The sequence below is a fragment of the Burkholderia sp. KL41 genome (genome assembly GCF_057005415.2).
In genome coordinates, this window is sequence record NZ_CM189268.1 from 266402 (window position 1) to 284973 (window position 18572).

General features: G+C 64.0%; 14 protein-coding genes. 5 read left to right on the forward strand and 9 right to left on the reverse strand.

From position 1 onward, the window contains the following. Window positions 1–4: 4 nt before the first annotated feature. From PQB87_RS35280 to PQB87_RS35300, 5 genes are all read right to left on the reverse strand, one after another. The gene (locus PQB87_RS35280; protein ID WP_489244930.1) at window positions 5–1471 is read right to left on the reverse strand and encodes an efflux transporter outer membrane subunit; all 1467 of its coding nucleotides are present in this window, start codon (window positions 1469–1471) and stop codon (window positions 5–7) included. Continuing rightward, complete coding sequence (locus PQB87_RS35285; RefSeq protein WP_489244931.1) at window positions 1464–2669, reverse strand: efflux RND transporter periplasmic adaptor subunit; 1206 nt, start codon at window positions 2667–2669, stop codon at window positions 1464–1466. Before PQB87_RS35285 ends, PQB87_RS35280 begins: the two co-directional genes overlap by 8 nt. After that, window positions 2659–5913: an efflux RND transporter permease subunit gene (locus PQB87_RS35290; RefSeq protein ID WP_489244932.1), complete on the reverse strand. Its 3255-nt coding sequence runs from the start codon at window positions 5911–5913 to the stop codon at window positions 2659–2661. Before PQB87_RS35290 ends, PQB87_RS35285 begins: the two co-directional genes overlap by 11 nt. A 157-nt stretch (window positions 5914–6070) precedes the next feature. Then, window positions 6071–6745: a response regulator transcription factor gene (locus PQB87_RS35295; protein ID WP_059686256.1), complete on the reverse strand. Its 675-nt coding sequence runs from the start codon at window positions 6743–6745 to the stop codon at window positions 6071–6073. Between the two features lie 22 nt (window positions 6746–6767). Continuing rightward, window positions 6768–7676 (reverse strand): LysR family transcriptional regulator, encoded by a 909-nt coding sequence (locus PQB87_RS35300; protein WP_489244935.1) that lies wholly within the window; start codon window positions 7674–7676, stop codon window positions 6768–6770. Window positions 7677–8098: 422 nt separating this feature from the next. On the opposite strand from PQB87_RS35300, the gene PQB87_RS35305 reads away from it, so the two are divergent. After that, entirely contained in the window at window positions 8099–8473 is a 375-nt protein-coding gene (locus tag PQB87_RS35305; protein ID WP_021160469.1) for a hypothetical protein, read from the forward strand. Between the two features lie 75 nt (window positions 8474–8548). Here PQB87_RS35305 and PQB87_RS35310 read toward each other — a convergent pair whose 3' ends face one another. Continuing rightward, window positions 8549–9637, reverse strand: a complete 1089-nt coding sequence (locus PQB87_RS35310) for a porin (RefSeq protein ID WP_489245171.1) — start codon at window positions 9635–9637, stop codon at window positions 8549–8551. 920 nt (window positions 9638–10557) lie between these two features. Here PQB87_RS35310 and PQB87_RS35315 point away from each other — a divergent pair. Next, window positions 10558–11232: a lytic polysaccharide monooxygenase auxiliary activity family 9 protein gene (locus PQB87_RS35315; protein ID WP_059686281.1), complete on the forward strand. Its 675-nt coding sequence runs from the start codon at window positions 10558–10560 to the stop codon at window positions 11230–11232. A gap of 98 nt (window positions 11233–11330) precedes the next feature. Here PQB87_RS35315 and PQB87_RS35320 read toward each other — a convergent pair whose 3' ends face one another. Both PQB87_RS35320 and PQB87_RS35325 read right to left on the reverse strand, forming a co-directional pair. Continuing rightward, on the reverse strand, window positions 11331–12734 hold the full coding sequence (locus PQB87_RS35320; RefSeq protein WP_060067793.1) for a GGDEF domain-containing protein: 1404 nt from the start codon (window positions 12732–12734) through the stop codon (window positions 11331–11333). A gap of 248 nt (window positions 12735–12982) precedes the next feature. Next, window positions 12983–13180, reverse strand: a complete 198-nt coding sequence (locus PQB87_RS35325) for a hypothetical protein (RefSeq protein WP_489244937.1) — start codon at window positions 13178–13180, stop codon at window positions 12983–12985. 368 nt (window positions 13181–13548) lie between these two features. Between PQB87_RS35325 and PQB87_RS35330 the strand changes: the two genes are divergently transcribed. Further along, window positions 13549–14622 (forward strand): chitinase, encoded by a 1074-nt coding sequence (locus PQB87_RS35330; protein ID WP_489244938.1) that lies wholly within the window; start codon window positions 13549–13551, stop codon window positions 14620–14622. Between the two features lie 686 nt (window positions 14623–15308). Beyond that, window positions 15309–16160: a hypothetical protein gene (locus tag PQB87_RS35335; protein ID WP_489244940.1), complete on the forward strand. Its 852-nt coding sequence runs from the start codon at window positions 15309–15311 to the stop codon at window positions 16158–16160. A 176-nt stretch (window positions 16161–16336) separates the two neighbouring features. Here the strand turns inward: PQB87_RS35335 and PQB87_RS35340 are convergent, their stop codons facing one another. After that, entirely contained in the window at window positions 16337–16660 is a 324-nt protein-coding gene (locus tag PQB87_RS35340; RefSeq protein WP_489244942.1) for a hypothetical protein, read from the reverse strand. A gap of 868 nt (window positions 16661–17528) precedes the next feature. Here PQB87_RS35340 and PQB87_RS35345 point away from each other — a divergent pair. Further along, complete coding sequence (locus PQB87_RS35345; protein WP_060067513.1) at window positions 17529–18128, forward strand: LysE family translocator; 600 nt, start codon at window positions 17529–17531, stop codon at window positions 18126–18128. Window positions 18129–18572: the final 444 nt, after the last annotated feature.

Here is an 18572-nt window from a genome sequence, read left to right on the forward strand (position 1 = left end):
GGGCTCAGGTCGTCGAACGCGCCGGCGTCGCGACCGGCGCTTTCGCGCCGGACGCTGCGTCGTCGGCCGACCACCCTCCGCCCAGTGCCGCGATCAACCCGACCGCCGCCAACTGCCGGCGCGTATCCAGTTCCAGCATCGCCACCTTCGTGTCGAGCTCGGTGGTCTGTGCGGTCACCACGTCGAGATAGCTGACGACGCCGTCCCGATAGCGCGACATCGACAACTGCAACGTGCGTTCGGCCGCGTCGAGCGCTTCCTGTTGGCGATCGGCTTCGTCGCCGAGATGGTGCGTGAGCGCGAGGTTGTCTTCCACCTGCTGGCACGCGTCGAGGACCACCGCGCGATATTTCGCGCCGTTCTCGGCCAGCTGCGCGTGCGCCTGGGCCGTGAGCGCCTGGCGGCGGCCGCCGTCGAACAGCGTGAGCGCGAGGCTGGGCCCGATCGACCAGATCTCGTTCGGCGCGCTGAGCCAATGGCCGAGCCCCGAACTCTGGTACCCGCCGATCAGCCCGAGCGTGATGTCGGGGAAGAACGCCGCGCGCACCACGCCGATCCGCGCGTTGGCGGCCGCCATGCGGCGTTCGGCGGCCGCAACGTCGGGCCGCCGTTGCAGCAGCGTGGCGGGAATGCCGGCCGGGATCGCGGGCAGATACGCCACGCTCAGGTCCGGCGCGAGCGAGAACGACGAGGCCGGCACGCCGGTGAGCGTCGCGATCGCGTGCTCGTACAGCGCGCGCCGCGCCCGCACGTCCTCGGCCGACGCGCGGGCCGAGTCGAGCTGCGTCTGCGCGCGCGAGACGTCGAGATCGGATGCGATGCCGCCCGCGTGCCGGCTCATCGTGAGTTTCAGCGCACGCTGGTACGTGTCGATCGTGTCGGACAGCAACTGCTGCTGCTGGTCGAGCCCGCGCAGGTTGAAGTACGCGTTCGCGAGGCTGGCCTGCAGGCTCAGCTGCACCGATGCGAGATCGTCGGCGCTGGCCTGCGCGTTCGCGCGCCCGGCCGCGACCTCGTTGCGCACCTTGCCCCACAGGTCGAGGTCGTAGTCGAAGCCGGCCTCGAGCGTGTTCGAGCCGTACACGTTCGGCTGGTTCGCGCCGCGCAGCGGGCGCGTGGCCGATTGCCGGTTGCTCGAGACCTGCGCGCCGAGGCCGATGGTCGGGAACAGCCCCGCGCGCGCCTGATCGAACAGCGCGCCGGCTTCGTCATGGCGGGCCACCGCGGCGGCCACGTCGGGGTTGGCGGTGGCCACCCGCGCTTCGAGCCGGTCGAGCACCGGATCGCGGAACGCCTTCCACCAGCCGTCGCGTGCGATGCGGTCGGCCGGCTGTGCCGGCTGCCAGCCGCCCGCTTCCTTGAAACGGGCAGGCAGCGCGGTGGTCGGCGCGTGATAGACGGGCGCGAACGAGCAGGCGGAGAGGAACGCGATGCCGGCGAGCATCGCGCAGAGCCGACGCGGGTTAGCCATTCGCACGCTCCGTGTCGCGCACGGCCGCCGCGACGGTGCCGGCCGGCGTCGCGAGCCGGACGCGGTCGCCCGCGGACAGCGAGTCGGGCGGGTTGTCGATCACGCGATCGTCGGGCGCGAGGCCGGTCGCGATCTGCACGTGCGTGCCGAGGTCGGTTGCAATCGTGACGGGCTTGAGCACCGCGCGATCGTCCTTGCCGACCACGGCGACCTGCAGGCCGGCCTGGCGGAAGATCAGCGAGCTGGCCGGAATCGTCAACGCGTGGCTGCTGCCGGCCGGCAGCGCGAAATGCACCTCGGTGTATTCGCCCGGAATCAGCTTGCCGTCGCGGTTGTCGACCATCAGCTGCACGAGCAGCGTGCCGGTCGAATCGGCGATCGAATCGTCGGTGTCGGCGAGCGTCGCATGGAAGGTCTCGCCCGGATGCTCGGGCACGGTCAGCGTCGCGCTCATGCCGGGGCGGATCGCGGCGGCCTCGTTCTGCGGCACGCTCACGTAGACGCGCATCCGGTGCACGTCGGACACGGCGAACAGTTCGGGGCCCGTGCCGCCGCCGGCCGAGATCAGCTGGCCGATGTCGGTCTTGCGCGCGGTGACGACGCCGTCGAACGGCGCGACGATGCGCTTGAATGCCTCCAGCGCGTCGAGACGCCGCACGTTGGCCTTGTTGGCCGCGACGATCGCCTGCTTGGCGGCGAGGTCGCTGGTCTTCTCGTCGGTTTCCTGCTGCGACACGGAATCCTGCGCGAGCATCCTGGTCCAGCGCGCGGCCGTGGACGCGGCCAGCTTCTCGTTGGCGAGCGAGCTTTGCAGGTCGGCGCGCGCCTGCTGCAGCTGCTGGTCGAGCTCGGGCGTGTCGATCAGGCCGAGCAGCTGGCCCGACTTCACGTGCGCGCCGATATCGGTGTACCACGCATGCAGGTAGCCGGACACCTGCGCATGGATCGGTGCGCTTTCGAACGCGGACAGGTGGCCGGGCAGCACGAGCGCGGCGCCGTCGCCGCCGGTCGTCGGCGTGTAGGCGACCACGGTCGGCACCGCCTGTTCGGCGGACCATCGGGTCATTTCCTGTTTCGCGTGCGCGCGGCCTGCGACGCCGGCCGTCACGATGCCGGCTGCGACCAGCGCGGCGATCGTGGCGACGAGCTTGAGGTTGGGCAGCCGTTTCGGCGACTTGATTTCGATCTCAGTGGACATGGGAAGCTCCGGACGCGGAAGGGGAGGAAGCGCGGGGTGCGTCGTGTTTCAGCGCATCGCGCCGATGCACGAGGCTGAACACGACGGGAACGAAGAACAGTGTCGCGATCGTCGCGCACGCGAGGCCGCCGATCACGGCGCGGCCGAGCGGCGCGTTCTGCTCGCCGCCGTCGCCGAGGCCGAGCGCCATCGGCGCCATGCCGATGATCATCGCGAGCGCGGTCATCAGCACGGGCCGAAAACGCGTGAAGCCGGCTTCGAGCGCCGAGGCGAGCGCGTTGCCGGTTTCGGCGAGGCGCTCGCGCGCGAAGCTGACGACGAGGATCGCGTTCGCGGTGGCCACGCCCATGCACAGGATCGCGCCGGTGAGCGCGGGCACCGACATCGGCGTGTGCGTGGTGAACAGCATCCAGACGATGCCGGCCAGCGCCGCCGGGAGCGCGGAGACGATCACGAACGCATCGGCCCACGAGTGGAAGTTCACGACGATGAGCAGGTAGATCAGCACGATGGCGCCCGCGAGCCCGAGCAGCAGGCCGGTGAACGCGCCGTTCATGGTCTGCACCTGGCCGCGCAGCGTGACGGTCGAGCCCTTGGGCAGGTCCTTCGCGGTGGCCTTGACGACGCTGCCGATGTCGGCGGCGACGGCGCCGAGGTCGCGGCCCTGGGTGGTCGCGTAGATGTCGAACAGCGGTTCGATGTTGTAGTGCGACACCACCGCGTTGCCGACGCCGCGCGTGATCGTCGCGAGACCGCCGAGCAGCTGCGACTGGCCGTTCGCGCCGGTGACGGGCAGGTTCTGCAGCGCCGACAGCGTGGTCATCCGGTACTGCGGCGTCTGCGCGACGATCGGATAGGACACGCCGTTACGCGGGTTGAGCCAGTAGGTCGGGTCGACCTGGCTGGTGCCCGCGAGCGTCGCGACCACCGAGTTCGTCACGTCCTGCTCGGTGATGCCGAGCTGGTCGGCACGCGTCCGGTCGACCGCCACCGTGAACTGCGGATAGGTGCTGGCCTGCTGGATGCGCGGGTCGGCCACGCCGGCGATCAGGCGCAGCTTGCGATACAGCTCCCGCGCATAAGCGAGGTTGGCCTGCTGGTTGGGGCCGGCCACCTGCAGGTCGACCGGGGCCGGTGCGCCGAAGTTGAGGATCTGGCTGACGATGTCGGCAGGCAGGAACGAGAACGTGGTGCCCGGATAGGCGCGCGGCAGGCGTTCGCGCAGCTCGCGCACGTAGTCGGCGGTCGGCGCGTGGTCGTGCGACAGCGAGATCAGGATGTCGCCGTCCTGCGGCCCGAGCGTGCCGCTGTTGTTGTAGGTCAGGTTGATCCCGCTGTTCGGCAGGCCGATGTTGTCGACCACTTCGCGCAACTGCGCGGGCGGGATCACGCCGCGAATCGTGTTTTCGATACGGTCGAACTCGGCGGCGGTTTCCTCGACCCGCGTGCCGACCGGCGCACGCACGTGCAGCGAGATCTCGCCCGAGTCGATCGTCGGGAAGAAGTTGCGGCCGAGCCACGGGACGAGCAGGAACGATGCGGCCACCACGCACAGGAACGCGACGACGAACGGCTTGCGGCGCGTGAGCGCGAGGCCCAGCAGGATCCGGTACGACGCGCGCACGGACTCGAAGCGGCGCTCGAATGCACGCTGGAAGCGCACCAGCGGATTGCGCGACGGCGGCGCGTCGTGCGCGCCGGCATGGCCCGCATGCGAATCCATGATCGCCGCGAGCTCGCCCGACGCATGACCGGCCGACGCATGCGGCTTGAGCAGGTATTGCGCGAGCATCGGCACGAAGGTGCGCGACAGCACGAACGACGACATCATCGAGAAGATCACGGCCTTCGCCATCGGCACGAACAGGAAGCGCGAGATGCCGTCGAGCATCAGCATCGGCACGAACACGATGCAGATGCACAGCAGCGAGACGAGCGCCGGCATCACGATCTGTTTCGCGCCGTCGACGATCGCGGTGCGCGTGTCCTTGCCCTGTTCGAGGTGCCAGTTCACGTTCTCGATCGTCACCGTCGCATCGTCGACCAGAATCCCGACCGCGAGCGCGAGGCCGCCGAGCGTCATCACGTTGAGTGTTTCGCCGGTGGCCGCGAGCAGCGCGATCGCCGAGAGCACGGCCAGCGGGATCGACGCGGCGATGATCAGCGTCGAGCGCCACGAGCCGAGGAACAGCAGGATCATCAGCGACGTCAGCGCGGCGGCGATGATGCCTTCCCGCGCGACGCCGCTGACGGCGCCGTTCACGAAGGTCGACTGGTCGCCCATCGTGACGAGCTTCAGGCCCGGCGGCAGCGTCTGTTCGACCAGCGGCAGCTTCGCCTTCACGCCCGCGATGATGTCGAGCGTCGATGCCGAGCCGTTCTTCAGGATACTCATCAGCACCGCGCGATGGCCGTCCACGCGCACGATGTTGCCCTGCGGCGGGTAGCCGTCACGCACGTGCGCGACGTCACGGATATAAATCGTCGTGCCGTCGACCGACTTGATCGGCAGGTCGTTCAACGCGTCGAGCGAGAGCGGGCTGTTGTTGAGCTTGATGTTGTATTCGAAGCGGCCGATCTTCTGCGTGCCGGCCGGGATGATCTGGTTCTGCTGCGCGAGCGCGTGCGCGACGTCCTGCGCCGACAGCCCTTTCGACTGCAGCGCCTGCGGGTCGAGGTCGATCTGCACTTCACGCGACTTGCCGCCGTACGGCGTCGGAATCGCGACACCGGGCACCGACAGCAACTGCGGTCGAATGAAGTTGACCGCGTAATCCGCCAGCTTCTGTTCGTCGAGCGTGTTGCTGGTCAGCGCGATCTGCAGCACGGGGACGGTCGACGCGTTGTAGTTGAGGATTTGCGGCGGCGTGGTGCCGGGCGGCATCTGCTTGAGCACGGTCTGCGAGATCGACGTGACCTGCGCGGTCGCCGTGCGGATATCGACGGTCGGCTGGAAGAAGATCTTCACGATGCCGTAGCCGCGGAACGATTGTGATTCGATATGCTGGACATCGTTGACCGTCGTGCCGAGCGTGCGCTCGTAGTACGTGATCACGCGTCCGGACATGTCGTCCGGCTGCAGGCCGGCGTAGTTCCAGACGACGCTGATCACCGGAATTCGGATATCCGGGAAGATGTCGATGGGCGTGCGGAGTGCCGCGAGCGGACCCGCGATCAGGATCAGCAGCGCCAGCACGACGAACGTGTAGGGCCGGGTGAGCGCGAGCCGGACAATTTTCAGCATGGGGTGCTGCTCCGTTCAAAGGCGTCGTGAAGAAGAGCCGGATGCGCGCGGCTTCGGGAAAACACCGATACGCAGCCGATGACCGCATTCTGCGGAGCGGCCCCTAACAGCCGGTCGCTAAAAAGATGAAAGAAGTTTTAGGTGGCGGCGGCCGGATTCAGCCGAGCATGTAGCCCGCGCCGCGGATCGTGCGGATCAACGGTGCCGCACCCGGCCGGTTCACCTTCTTGCGCAGGCGGCCGACGTGGACGTCGATGAGGTTGGTGCCCGGATCGAAACGGCAGCCCCACACCGCCTCGAAGATCATCGTGCGCGTGAGCACGCGCCCGGCGTGGCGCATCATGAATTCGAGCACGCGCAATTCGGTCGGCAGCAGCGCGAGCTCGCTCGCGCCGAGCGTGACGCGGCGCCGCACCAGGTCGAATGCGAGCTCGCCCGTGCGCAGGACCGTCTCGACCTGTGCGCCGCGCGGCCGGCGGCGGATCAGCACGTCGATGCGCGCGCACATCTCGTCGAGCGAGAACGGCTTGACGAGATAGTCGTCGCCGCCCGCGCGCAGCCCCTGGATGCGCTGGTCGACGTCGGACATCGCGCTCATCACGAGCACCGGCGTGTCGAGGCCGACGCCGCGCATCGTCGCGAGAATCGTGAGCCCGTCGAGATCCGGCAGCATGCGGTCGAGCGTCACGACGTCGTAGTCCGCACTCATCGCCCTGGCCATGCCGTCGCGGCCGGTGCGCGCGACGTCCACCTGGTGGCCGGCGGCGCGCAGCGTCCGGGTGATGTGATCCGCGATCAGCGGATCGTCTTCGATCGTCAGGATGTGGGGCATGGACGGAGCGGCCCGGGCGGAATCAGGCGGCGGCGCGCTCGGGCGCGCGATAGTGTTCGACCACGTAGTCGATGAAGCTGCGGACCTTGGTCGACAGATGGTTGCGGCTCGGGTAAAGCATCGAGATGCAGCGCGCGCCGCCGTTCACTTCGTAGCGTTCGAGCAGCGGCACCAGCGCGCCGCGTGCGAGATCGTCGGCGACGAGCGGGTGCGGCAATTGCGTGATGCCCATGTGATTGAGCGCCGCGATCCGCACCATCATGCTGCCGGTCGAGGCCAGTGCGTTGCCGGTGTAGACGCGGTAGGAACCGTCGACGTCCGAGAATTCCCAGCTGCGCGCCGTGCCGTTCGACACGGTCAGCAGGCTGTGTTCGTTCAGTTCGACGGGATCGTTCGGCGTGCCGTGGCGCGCGAGGTACTCGGGCGACGCGACGACCACGTCGCGCACGCTCGTCAGCATCCGCGACACGAAGGTCGCGTTGACGAGGCGGCGATCGTCGCAGAAGCAGACGTCGTAGCCGCCCTCGACCATGTCGACGTGCGTGTCGAACGTGGTCACGTCGAACCGGACGCGCGGATGCCCGTCGCGATACGCCGACAGCAGCACGCCGAGGCCGGCCGCGACGGAGGTCGCCGACGCGGCGATCCGCAACGTGCCGCGCGGGTCGCGCGTGACCTGCACGAGGTTCGATTCAATCTCGTCGAGCTTCTCGATGATCGAGCGGCAACCGTCGAGATATTCGCGGCCGGTCTCGGTGAGGGACAGGCTGCGGGTCGTCCGGTTCAGCAGTCGCATGTTCAGGTGCGCTTCGAGCATGCCGACGCTGCGCGTGACCGCGGCCGCCGACATCCCGAGCTGGCGCGCGGCGAGATTGAAACTCGACAACTCGACTACGCGCGTGAACACGCGCATCGCTTGCAGTTGGTTCATGGTCCGCCGAAGGAAAGAATTGACCGTTCGCATGCGCCGCCGACGCATCGCTCGATGCGTGCCGCCGCGCGTGACCGGCAAGGTAGCGAGCCGATTATGGGATGCGGGCCGGCGCCGGACGCTTAAAAAACGACGCGGAATGGATGAAATTTCGTTTAAGGAAGCGGCGGACGACGCGGGGGAAGACGCGTGCGCGTGCGGGACGGCGTTCTCGCCTGTTGCTGCGATTCACTGAACACGCGTGTCGTCGAAGGTCCCGACCATACCGTCGAGATCGTCGTGCGTCGCGACGACGAATACGCGTTTTCCGCAACGGCAGACAACCTAAAAATAAATTAATGAAGCTGCATCAAATCTTCAGGTGCGCGCGTGACGCGGCTGCCGATAATGGGCCGATGCGAGTAGCCACGAGGAACGCAATCATGACGCAGCCGCTGAGTATCAAGATGATCCAGGAACACGGCAAGCCGGTGGTGCTGGTGTCGATCGAACGGGGTGCCGCGGTGCTCGATCCGGAGGACGTCGATGCGGTCATCCAGTATCTGAGCCTGTTGCGCGCGTCGATGCAGCCGGCCGTGCCCGAGATGCCGCCGCGCGCGCAGCAGTTCGTGACGGAGATGGACCCGTGCTGGTATGCGGAGCGCCATCCGCTGTACGGCGGCGCGGTGCTGTTGCTGCGGCATACGGGGCTCGGCTGGGCGAGTTTCGCGCTGCCGCCGCGGAGCCTCGAGCGCCTGCACGGGTCGCTCACGCAACTGCTCGAGGACGAGCAGATGGTGGTCAGCCTGCCGAACTGATTCGGCGCGTGGGTCGATCGCACCGGCCGGGGCCGGCTTCCGGTACACGGGAAGCCGGCCCCTTCGCGCGATCGCCTAGAACGTGTGGCGCAGCCCGATCCGGCCGACCGCCTGCCGGCCGCTCGACGACGGATCGAAGCCCGCGACCTGCGCGACGGCGCCGCCCGACGCCATCTGCAGTGCCGCGAGCGCGTAGACCGCCGTGCGCTTCGACAGTTCGTACTCGGCGCTCGCGTTCAGCTGACGGTATTTGGGTTCCTGGCCGGTCGCATGGTCGCGGCCGGTCGTGTAGGTATAACCGAGGCCGAAATTGAGCTGGCTCGTGGCGGCGAGCGTGCCGGCGATCTCGTAGTTCTGGAACTTCACGTCCTGTTCGTCGTCACCTTGCTGGAAATCGACGTTGGTGAAGTTGCCCATCAGCTTGACGTTGCCGATCTGGTACGACGCGCCGGCCGCGAAGATGTTCTGGCTGCGCGCGTTCATGAGCGCGTCGCCGTACACCGCGTTCGTGTATCCGCCGCCGTTCTGGTAGCTCTGCACGGCCTGCTCCGGATCGTTGACGCGCAGGTAGCCGACGCCGGCCGAGAACGGCCCGTTCGTGTAGGCGAGCGCCGCGCTGTACGCGGCGTTGTCGGAGAAGCGGCCGGGCTGCCCGCCGAACGAGTAGAGCGCCTCGGCGGTGAAGCCGGCGATCGTCGGGCTCGTGTATTTCACGGCATTGCTGATCGCGAAGCCGTTGTCGAGGTTGTCCATGTCGTTCGGGTGCGAGAAATACCAGCCCCCGTAATAGTCGTTCAGCGAATACGGCTCGATCAGGTCGACGATCGGATCCCACTGCCGGCCGAGCGTCAGCGTGCCCATGCGTTGGTCGGACAGCCCGACGTAAGCGTTGCGCGAGAACGCGAGGCCGCTGCCGAGCCCGCCGTTCGTGGAATTGAAGCCGCTTTCGAGATCGAAGATCGCGGCGAGCCCGCCACCGAGATCTTCCTTGCCGCGCAGCCCCCAGCGGCTGCCGGCGCTGACGCCGCTCGCCATCTGCCACAAGTGCTGGCCGTCGACGTTCGACGCGAAGTCGATCCCGGTGTCGATGATGCCGTACAGCGTGACGCTGCTTTGCGCATGCGCGTGGGAGAACAGGCTGCAGCAGGCGAGTGCGCACGTCATGCGCAACAGCCGTGTCGTTTTATTCATGGATGAAGGTCTCGAACGTAGGTTGACGGATATTGTTCGCAGTCCTTGTTTAAAGGGCTGGTCGTCGAGAATATAGCTGCGTCAAAAGCGTGCGGATCGGCAATTCAGTCTTTCAGTTTTTGCGTTGGTTTCGTGCCTGCGGGCGGTCGACAACGCGGGTGTTGGGCGCTGTGGGTTGTTCGCTTTGGGGTGGGGGATTGGGGGTGTGATGACCCGTTCGCCCTTCCAGGAGGCGGGCATGCTCCTGGCCGCATCGCGGGGGAGTTGACGCCGCGCGTCGCAACGCGACCGATATTGATGCGCAGCGCGTCAGCGCTGGAATATGCCCTGATCTGGAAGCTCCCGGTCGACGATGAAATTTGAGCTATTTTCAAATCAGGCGTAATTTCCAGCGAAATAATCATTCTTCCCGATCCGGATTTTGAATGAATGGCGGGCTTGATCCAATTCAAATATCAATCAAGGAATCAAATTATTGAACAATGGCGGCGGCCATACCGGTAGCCTCCAAACGCGAAATACCGGGATCGATCATTCACGATCGTCAAGCACCAGAATCCGCGTTAAGTCAGGGTTGACGAGCGAAGCAAGCGGGAATGGATGATTCGATGCCGCGAATCAAAAGATTAACAATGAGGGACGTTTATTTTTCCGGTTTTTGCGGATAAGGTTCGACTCGGTGAAAGTGATTTGTCAGAAAGCATGGCGATTGATCATTGCTTGCCGCGGTTTCATTCGACCGCCGCTTTCGCCGATCAGCATGCGCGACGACGCGTCGACAGGAATCTCTTCGCGGAATCTTGCGACAGGCTCGATGTGCGCATATCCGTTTCGACATTCATGCCATGAGAGGGCTCATGAACAAGAACATCCGCAGCTACGTTGCTTCCGTCATGCCACGCGCGCTGGCCGGTGTGGCACTGCTGGTCGCGGCGGCCGGTGCACACGCGCACGGCCGCTTGACCGAACCGCCTTCGCGCATCGTGCTGTGCACGCAAGGCCAGAATCCGAACTGCCCTGTCGACGCGTGGCACGCGAACGCGATGGAGAACGGCAAGTTCTTCCCCGCGACGCAAAGCGGCCTGTCGGACCCGTTCGCGCCGGACGACGCGAAGAATGCCGCGCCACCGAAGGACGGCGAAATCGCCGGCGCCAGCACGAATGGCCCGCTGCCCGTGCTGAACGAGCAGTCGCCGGGCCGCTGGCAGAAGATCCCGCTACGACCGGGCGCGGTGCAGAATTTCAAATGGGAGTTCAGCGCCGTGCACAAGACGCGTCGCTGGAACTACTTCATTACACGCGCCGACTGGAACCCGTCGGAAAAGCTCACGCGTGCGCAGTTCGAGCCCACGCCGTTCTGCACGATCCAGAATCCCGGCCAGCCGTACTGGAACCCGAACGCGAACCTGGTGCCCCAGCAGCCGACCATTCACGCGTGCCGGCTGCCGATGCGTAGCGGCTACCACGTGATCCTCGCGGTCTGGGAAGTCGCGGATACGGCGATGGCGTTCTATCAGGTCGTCGACGCGATCTTCACGAATGGCGATACGACACGCAGCCCGTTCTGATACGGCCGCGACATGACGCGCCCGGCGATGCCCGGCGCGTCATGAGATGAACAACCCGCGTGAGGAGCGCGGTGGGCGGCACTCACGCGGTAACCGGCTTATCCGGCGACCACCTGGTTGCGGCCTTGATGCTTCGCGCGGTACAGGCGTTCGTCGGCCTTGCGCAGGATCGCGTCGATCGTCTCGCCGTCCCGGCCGAACTCGGAGGCGCCGACACTCACGGTGACCTTGATCGGTTCGCCGATGCCTGCTTCGAACGGCGCGCCGGCGATCGCCGCGCGGATGCGCTCACCAATTGACCGGGCCGTGTCCAGCGCGGCTTGCGGCAGCAGCACCATGAATTCCTCGCCGCCCACCCGCGCAACACCATCGTACGGCCGGATCGCATCGGCGCATTTGTCGACGAAGCGTTGCAACACCTGATCGCCCGCCTGATGCCCGTAACTGTCGTTGATCGCCTTGAAGTGGTCGAGGTCGAGCGCGAGCAGCGAGAACGGCGCGCCGTTGCGCTTGGCCCGGTTGATCTCCGCTTCCACGCTTTCGATGAATTGCCGCCGGTTGGCCGCGCCCGTGAGCGGGTCCGTGGCCGCCAGGTGCTCGAGTTTTTCGTTGGTGTGTTGAAGCGCCTGCAACGCGCGCTCCGTCCTGGCCATCGCGTCCCTCAACCGGGCAAACAGTTCCGCCTGGCTGTAGATCTTCGAAAACGAACGGGTCGTTTGAAAGGCCTGTACCACGCCGAAACTGAGCAGGAAGAAGCCGGCTGCGAAAATCGCGTGCGCGAGCCACCACATGTGATTCCACGGCCGCCCGAGGATGAAGGCGAGCGACGAGAGGGCGAACGACGTGACCGAAATGCCGTAGATCGTCATCAGCGGCGAGCGGATGCGACGTATGACCAGCGCGACGACGTTCACGGCCGAGAGCAGCAGTGCGCCGCCTTCCATCGACAGGCGCACCCACAGGTGGCCGGCCACCGGCGAGAAGGCGATCACGGCGACCGCGACGTCGACGAGCCCGAACAGCGCGAGCCAGGGTAACCAGATGCGGGGATCGGCGCGGGTCGCTGCGCTGTCGGCCTTGTGACTGTAGGTGAGCTGCCCGACAAGGATCAGGATCGACATGGTCAGGCGCGATGCCGGCCCGTACAGCAGGAACAGCCAGATGTTGTGATGCGCCATGCCGGTGAACAGGCCATGCAACGCATAGATGACGGAAAAGCCCAGAAAGCCCAGCGTAAGCCAGCGAAGCAACGGCTCACCCGACAGGCGATAGCAGCGCCAGCAGACATATGTGACGAACGCGCCTTCGAGCGTGGCGGCCGCGATCGCCAGCTCGTGAAAGGCGTGATTCTCGAATTTCAGCGACGGGTCCTGGAAGAAGTACAGGTAGGCGATCAGATAGGCGGGCACCAGCGCGAAGCCGACCAGCAGGAGCCTCGCGTACACCCGGGTGATGAGTTGGGCGGTGCGGGTCGACGCTTGGGGGGCGAGATGGACAGTCATGTTCGGCCTCCGGGTTCGGTGTATGCATCAGGGACGGCAACGTGACGTCATCGCAGGTCGGCCGCCAATACGATGAAGCCCGATCGCATCGCCTGAATTTCGTTGATTTGAACAATCAGCCAAATGGCTGCGGGATATCCGGTTGAATTATCGAATGGCGATAATTTCAATATGGCAATGCGATCGCGTGAATATTTCCGGTTTCGATATGGGTGAAAATACTCGATTCAAGGGTTGATGCCTGACGATTATGTAGTATAACCAAACGAAACGTGGGCGTCGGATTGAAGCATCACTACATCGGCCGGCAAAAGACCGGTATCCGCCGCCGCGTGGCAGGCACGGCTATCCCAGGCCTGCGTAACGGCTTCACGTACCGCCTGCATCGCGCTTGTGACGGACATCCGGCCCTGCGCGAAAGTGGCGTGCACATGCTTCACCAGCATAGACCGAAGTCGTCGTTTTTTCCGTCGTAGATATAAAAACAGAATCGATATAGAAATTCGTCTTCAGGTGGCAATTTGTAAGGTTGATTTCTTGTGAATTCGACCTGGGCGGAGCTTTGTCGATCGAAAGGGGAAGCCACCGGGTGGAGGAGCCACATGGCTGATCTGATCACGATATTGATTTTGTAGTCCGTATCAATGATGCCGACGCTTGCCGTCCGCGTGACGTGGCGGGTTTCCGTTACGCCTGCGTGGGCGGAGCGCGTCTTCCTGAAATATTCCCCGGCATGGATCGCGTGGAAGACCGATGCCGGTAATGCGTAAAACGCGATGAGGGCGTGAAAATGAAGATCAACCGATCCGGAATCATGCAGCGATCGACCCTGAAGGGCGCGCTGGCGCTTCTGTTGGCATGGTCGTCCTTCGGCACTGGCACCGGCACCGCCGCGGCAGCCGGGACGGGTACCGGCGCGGCGCCGGCATTCGTTTATAGCCCGTACAAGGACGCGACGATTTCGATGAACTGGAACACGAACGTCATCTCGTCGAACGTCACCGGTCAGATGAGCCCGGTGCTGTCGGTGCTGCCAGCCGGTGTCCGCACGCTGACGCTCGCGTTTGCGACCGGCGAATGCGGCAGCGAGAACTGGGCGGGCGTCGACGGCGGCGCGATGGCGGCCGCCAACGTGCCGCTTTTCACCGCGGCCAATGTGAATTACGTGATTTCCACCGGCGGCGCGGCCGGCATGTTCACGTGCGGGTCGGATGCGGGCATGGCGGCCTTCATCAATCGTTATGCGTCGAGCAACCTCATCGGGATCGACTTCGATATCGAGGGCGGGCAGACACAACAGGTGATCGACGATCTCGTCCGGCGCGTGGCAGTCGCCCAGCAGAATTATCCCGGCCTGCGTTTCAGCTTTACGCTCGCGACACTGGCCCCTTCCCAGCAGGGCGCGACCACGGCCAGCTCCTGGGGCGCCAGCGCCCCCGACAGCTTCAACGTGTATGGGGACTGGGTCATGCAGGCGATCCAGGCGCACGGCCTGAAGAACTACACCATCGACCTGATGACGATGGACTACGGGTCGGCGGGGGCGGGGAACTGCGTGGTGGCGAACGGCACCTGCCAGATGGGACAGTCGGCGATCCAGGCGGCGATGAACCTGCACGATCACTGGGGCGTGCCGTACAGCCAGATCGAGCTGACGCCGATGATCGGCGGCAACGATGTGAGCGGCGAAACCTTTACGCCGGCCGATGCGGACACCGTTGCGCAGTTCGTGAAACAGAATGGCCTCGTGGGTGTCCACTTCTGGTCGTTCGACCGTGACGTCGATTGCCCGCCCGGCGCCGCATCGTCGACGTGCAACTCCATCGGCGGCGTCGGTACGCTCGGTTATACGAACCGGTTTGCCAACGACCTCGCGCCCGGCAATTGAACGAAGCGGGGGCAGGGAGGAGACCATGCGGGTCGTTCGTATTTTCCGATGGTCTCCGACTTCCACGACCGGTAACCGGAGGAATCGCCGTTGACGAGGGCGGGCCGCCGGAGCGTGCCAGGGTTCGACGGGGCAGGGTGCAGTGGCTGCCCCGGGACGATGCGCCACGTTTGTCGAGGACATGCGTCATCAGTTCGAGCAGCGGCTGGCGTCGCCCGGTCCATGTCCGAAGCGAAGTCGTCTATTCGCGTCGAACGCTCCCCCGCACGACCGTAGGGGCATGATTTATATACGGTCCTCTGTATGCGAATCGTTCCGTCGAGATGCCGCACTCCGGACACGCCCTGGAGGAATGTATGGTCGGTGGCGGCTCGGCTGCTGCTGACGGCTTCCGGCCATGTGGCGTCGTTTGCCTGTCTTGCTGAACCGGCATTTGGACGTCAGCTTCGCATCAGTTATCAGCCGCTCGCGTCACGATAATGCGCGCCACATCATCGGCTTCGGCCTGCCAGGATTGACAGGTATCGTCGTGCCATTTTCATTACTATTATCCTTTCACTCGCAATGGGAAATAATCGATCAGTTGTCACAAATGAGTTGCATTAAAAAAATAGGGCAACTGTTGTAGCAGAAATGTAAACGTACATGAGGGGCTTCTTAAACCACCTTTAAAAACGGGGCATGCTATGTCAGACGATCGAGTATCCGGATTTTCTCCCTCGGGATGGATTTCAGGAACGGCCGAGAACACGCTGCAGCAAAATGGCTCTATATCGGTACTTCCGCCGTTACCAGCTGGCACGATCATCCTGGGGCTGACGGTCTTGCCCATCCACCTTTATTCCAAAGACCCGCATCCCGAGCCGTTTCCCGGGCTACAGACCAACTTCACGACTGACGGGCGCGGATTCATATTGTCGGCCGAGCCTTATAATCCGCGCGATTCAATCCAGTTTTTCATGTGGCAGGTTACATATGGGACCGCCCCGGCGGGCTATCAGCCACGAAGCTGGAAATCCGGCGTGACCCCGAACGCCTCGTTGCCACAGAAAATCAATACGCAACTCTCCCCCAATGAGGCCATTGCCGGGGTCACGGTTCTGCCAATTCACATTTACTCCAATGATCCGAATCCCGAGCCTTGGCCCGGCTTGATTGCCGAATTTACGGAATCCGGTTCGATATTTCTCAGTTCGGACGGGACTAAACCGCGCGACAGTATCGACTGGTTCATCTGGCAGACCTTCCAGGGACGTCAAGGCGCGAGCCCGACCCGCATTGGCTGGAAATCCGGCGTAACAGGTAACGCTGATCTGCCCGCACGTATCAACCCGACGATTCCACCGGGTTTCGGTATCGTTTCGGTGACGGTCTTGCCGATTCATATCTACAAGAACGATCCTAAGCCGGAACCCTGGTCGGGATTACGCGTGGACTTTCCGACGCCACAAAGCTTCACGATTCATGCGGTAACCAACGACCCTCGCGATACCATCGATTGGTTCGAATGGCAGGTTACTTATGCCGCGCTGGGTTGATAACAAGGTGGCCGCTCCCCGGTTTCCTGGACAGAGGCTGTATCGCCGGGAAATTTCGCCCGACGCCGCGTGACGGCACACGCGGCGCCGCGGTTACCGGTGAAACCGTGGACGGCCGAAAGGGCCGGTGCTGCCGGGCGGCGGGAGGCCGCGCGCGGCCCGGGATCGGGAGCGGCTTACCCGTGACGGCGGGCTGCCCGTTCCCGCCGGCCCCACCAGCGGCGGCCGTCCCGGTCGCGGCCGTAGTGCCAGCCGAGCGAGATGCCCACCGTCGGCACCATCACAGGTGCGGCGGCGACGACCGGTGCATAGGGCGCGTACGCGACGGGCGGTGCCGGTGCGACGACCGGCGGCGCGACGTACACGGATGCCGGCGCGACATAGACGCGGGCGGGCGCGGCGATGCCGAGACCGATCGAAATGCCGGCCATCGCCGGCTGGACGGAAAGGCATGCGCCCGGCACGCCCGAGCCGAGCACGACCCATTGTTTCGCGTTCATCGCTTCACTTCGTTGGGCTGGGGATGCCTTCAATCCAGTGGAAGGTCGATGAATGAGAGTGACACGCGAATAGCGCCGGATTTCGAAAAATGGCGGAGCCGGGGAAGCGGCGACTCACGGCGGCGTCTACGCGGGTAAAGCGGTTGCCGGACGGGATGGTGGTGTCGGGCCGGTCGGGATACGCGAGCGCGTAAGGCTGGCGGTTGCGAGCGATTTGCGCGCGCGACGACGGACAGTCGTTACGGTTGATCGGGAGCAGCGCGTCGGCTTCGGCATCGATCGGTTGCTGGCGGACTTCGGCGCGCGTGATCTGTGCGAACGTCTGCGTGCCGAACGGCAGGGTCGGTGCCTGTTATGAACCTATATGGCTCTGGCCATTGGCGGCATTGGCGGATTTGGCCCGCAGCATATTCAAAGTGACGTACAGATGATGCTTGCCTTTACCGTGCGGTTCTTTTCGCGGCTATTGGGGCCATCCTGATCGTCGTGACCCGATTAAACGATTAATAACGCGTAATTGAATCAATCACACGGAAAATTCCGCTTTACTTTGCGCCGCAAAAAAATGTGTGATTGAGTAACATTGGTTGCGTCTATTTATAATCGCGAGCAGGAATTTTAAGGCGCAGCATAATTCGGATCGGAGACGTACAATTCGCTGCGAAACGGCAATGCCGTGACAAATTCATCATTCCCCCAAAGCCCCTCGAACCCGGTTGGTTTGCTCTTGATCGCCATAAGCATGGTTTCCGGGCACCGCCAGCGCCTGTTGCGGACGCCAACAGCGGCCCGAATGCAGAATGACCCACAACCGATACGACAGCTCGCCCCGACACATGGCGACCGTCATCGACACCAAGGAAGCAAGATGCCGACATTCCAGGTGATGTTGAAGATGGCACTCTACGTTTCGCTGGTCCTGGCCACGCCAGGCCCGACAAATACCTTGTTGCTGTCCTCGGGAATCAAGGTCGGCTTCCGGCAATCGTCGCGACTCCTGGTGGCGGAGGCATCGGGCTACGGCTTCGCGATATCACTGTGGGGTTTCTTCCTGGCGACCTTCGCGGCCACGCGGCCCTGGCTTTACGATGTGCTGAAGCTGGGGAGTTCGGCCTACATCTTCTATCTCGCCCTGCAGCTATGGAAAAGCCCGCACCTTGATGGCATCCGGTCGGGCACCATCGGCTTTCGCGACATGTTCGTCGCGACAACCATGAACCCGAAGGCGTTGTTGTTCGCCACGGCGATCTTTCCCCCGCAGGCTTTCGTATCGGTTCCGTTCTATCTCTGCTCGATCGCGGTCTTCACGGTGCTCGCCGTGACGATCGGTTCGATGTGGCTTGTGGTCGGCGGCGTCCTGACGGCGCGCCGGTCGCTGGCCACCCATACCGGAACGCTGCTTCGCGGCGCGTCGGTCGTGCTGGCGATGTTCGCGGGCACGCTGGCGTTTTCCGTACTCAACCGCTAAGGCCTGTCGGGCAGCACCCTTTCATCGCCGGGGGCAGGTCAAGTTCGCCGAAATGCGCAAGGGTCGACATCATCGTTTCGCAAATGGTGCCGACCTCATTCGTTTCCCGTTAATTGGGTAGTTAATTTATCGTTTTTATACAATAAATTGATGCGTTGCCTAAAAATGAAATGGTTGATTTTTAAAAATGTAAATGCTCATCTTGAAAATATCTCGCCGATATTTTATGGATTGAATATTTCTCTGGGGCAATGAAAATTGATATGAAATTTTGCGGGGTGTGTCGACGTGAACGCTGTTAAGGTGTGTCGGGCAGGTTACGCGAACGGTATGGAAAGCTTCGGGAAGCTGAAGTTTTAAGTGTATTCGATACGCTAATGGCAATTGCCGCATCGGCAAGCCAATCCATTCATGACGCGTTACCGGACGATTTACGCGTTCAGC

Excerpts from the sequence above, each read along its gene's own strand:
- PQB87_RS35280 (WP_489244930.1), bottom strand. The coding sequence starts at position 1,471 with ATGGCTAACCCGCGTCGGCTCTGCGCGATGCTCGCCGGCATCGCGTTC.
- PQB87_RS35285 (WP_489244931.1), bottom strand. The coding sequence starts at position 2,669 with ATGTCCACTGAGATCGAAATCAAGTCGCCGAAACGGCTGCCCAACCTC.
- PQB87_RS35290 (WP_489244932.1), bottom strand. The coding sequence starts at position 5,913 with ATGCTGAAAATTGTCCGGCTCGCGCTCACCCGGCCCTACACGTTCGTC.
- PQB87_RS35295 (WP_059686256.1), bottom strand. The coding sequence starts at position 6,745 with ATGCCCCACATCCTGACGATCGAAGACGATCCGCTGATCGCGGATCAC.
- PQB87_RS35300 (WP_489244935.1), bottom strand. The coding sequence starts at position 7,676 with ATGAACCAACTGCAAGCGATGCGCGTGTTCACGCGCGTAGTCGAGTTG.
- PQB87_RS35305 (WP_021160469.1), top strand. The coding sequence starts at position 8,099 with ATGACGCAGCCGCTGAGTATCAAGATGATCCAGGAACACGGCAAGCCG.
- PQB87_RS35310 (WP_489245171.1), bottom strand. The coding sequence starts at position 9,637 with ATGACGTGCGCACTCGCCTGCTGCAGCCTGTTCTCCCACGCGCATGCG.
- PQB87_RS35315 (WP_059686281.1), top strand. The coding sequence starts at position 10,558 with ATGCCACGCGCGCTGGCCGGTGTGGCACTGCTGGTCGCGGCGGCCGGT.
- PQB87_RS35320 (WP_060067793.1), bottom strand. The coding sequence starts at position 12,734 with ATGACTGTCCATCTCGCCCCCCAAGCGTCGACCCGCACCGCCCAACTC.
- PQB87_RS35325 (WP_489244937.1), bottom strand. The coding sequence starts at position 13,180 with ATGCTGGTGAAGCATGTGCACGCCACTTTCGCGCAGGGCCGGATGTCC.
- PQB87_RS35330 (WP_489244938.1), top strand. The coding sequence starts at position 13,549 with ATGCAGCGATCGACCCTGAAGGGCGCGCTGGCGCTTCTGTTGGCATGG.
- PQB87_RS35335 (WP_489244940.1), top strand. The coding sequence starts at position 15,309 with ATGTCAGACGATCGAGTATCCGGATTTTCTCCCTCGGGATGGATTTCA.
- PQB87_RS35340 (WP_489244942.1), bottom strand. The coding sequence starts at position 16,660 with ATGAACGCGAAACAATGGGTCGTGCTCGGCTCGGGCGTGCCGGGCGCA.
- PQB87_RS35345 (WP_060067513.1), top strand. The coding sequence starts at position 17,529 with ATGCCGACATTCCAGGTGATGTTGAAGATGGCACTCTACGTTTCGCTG.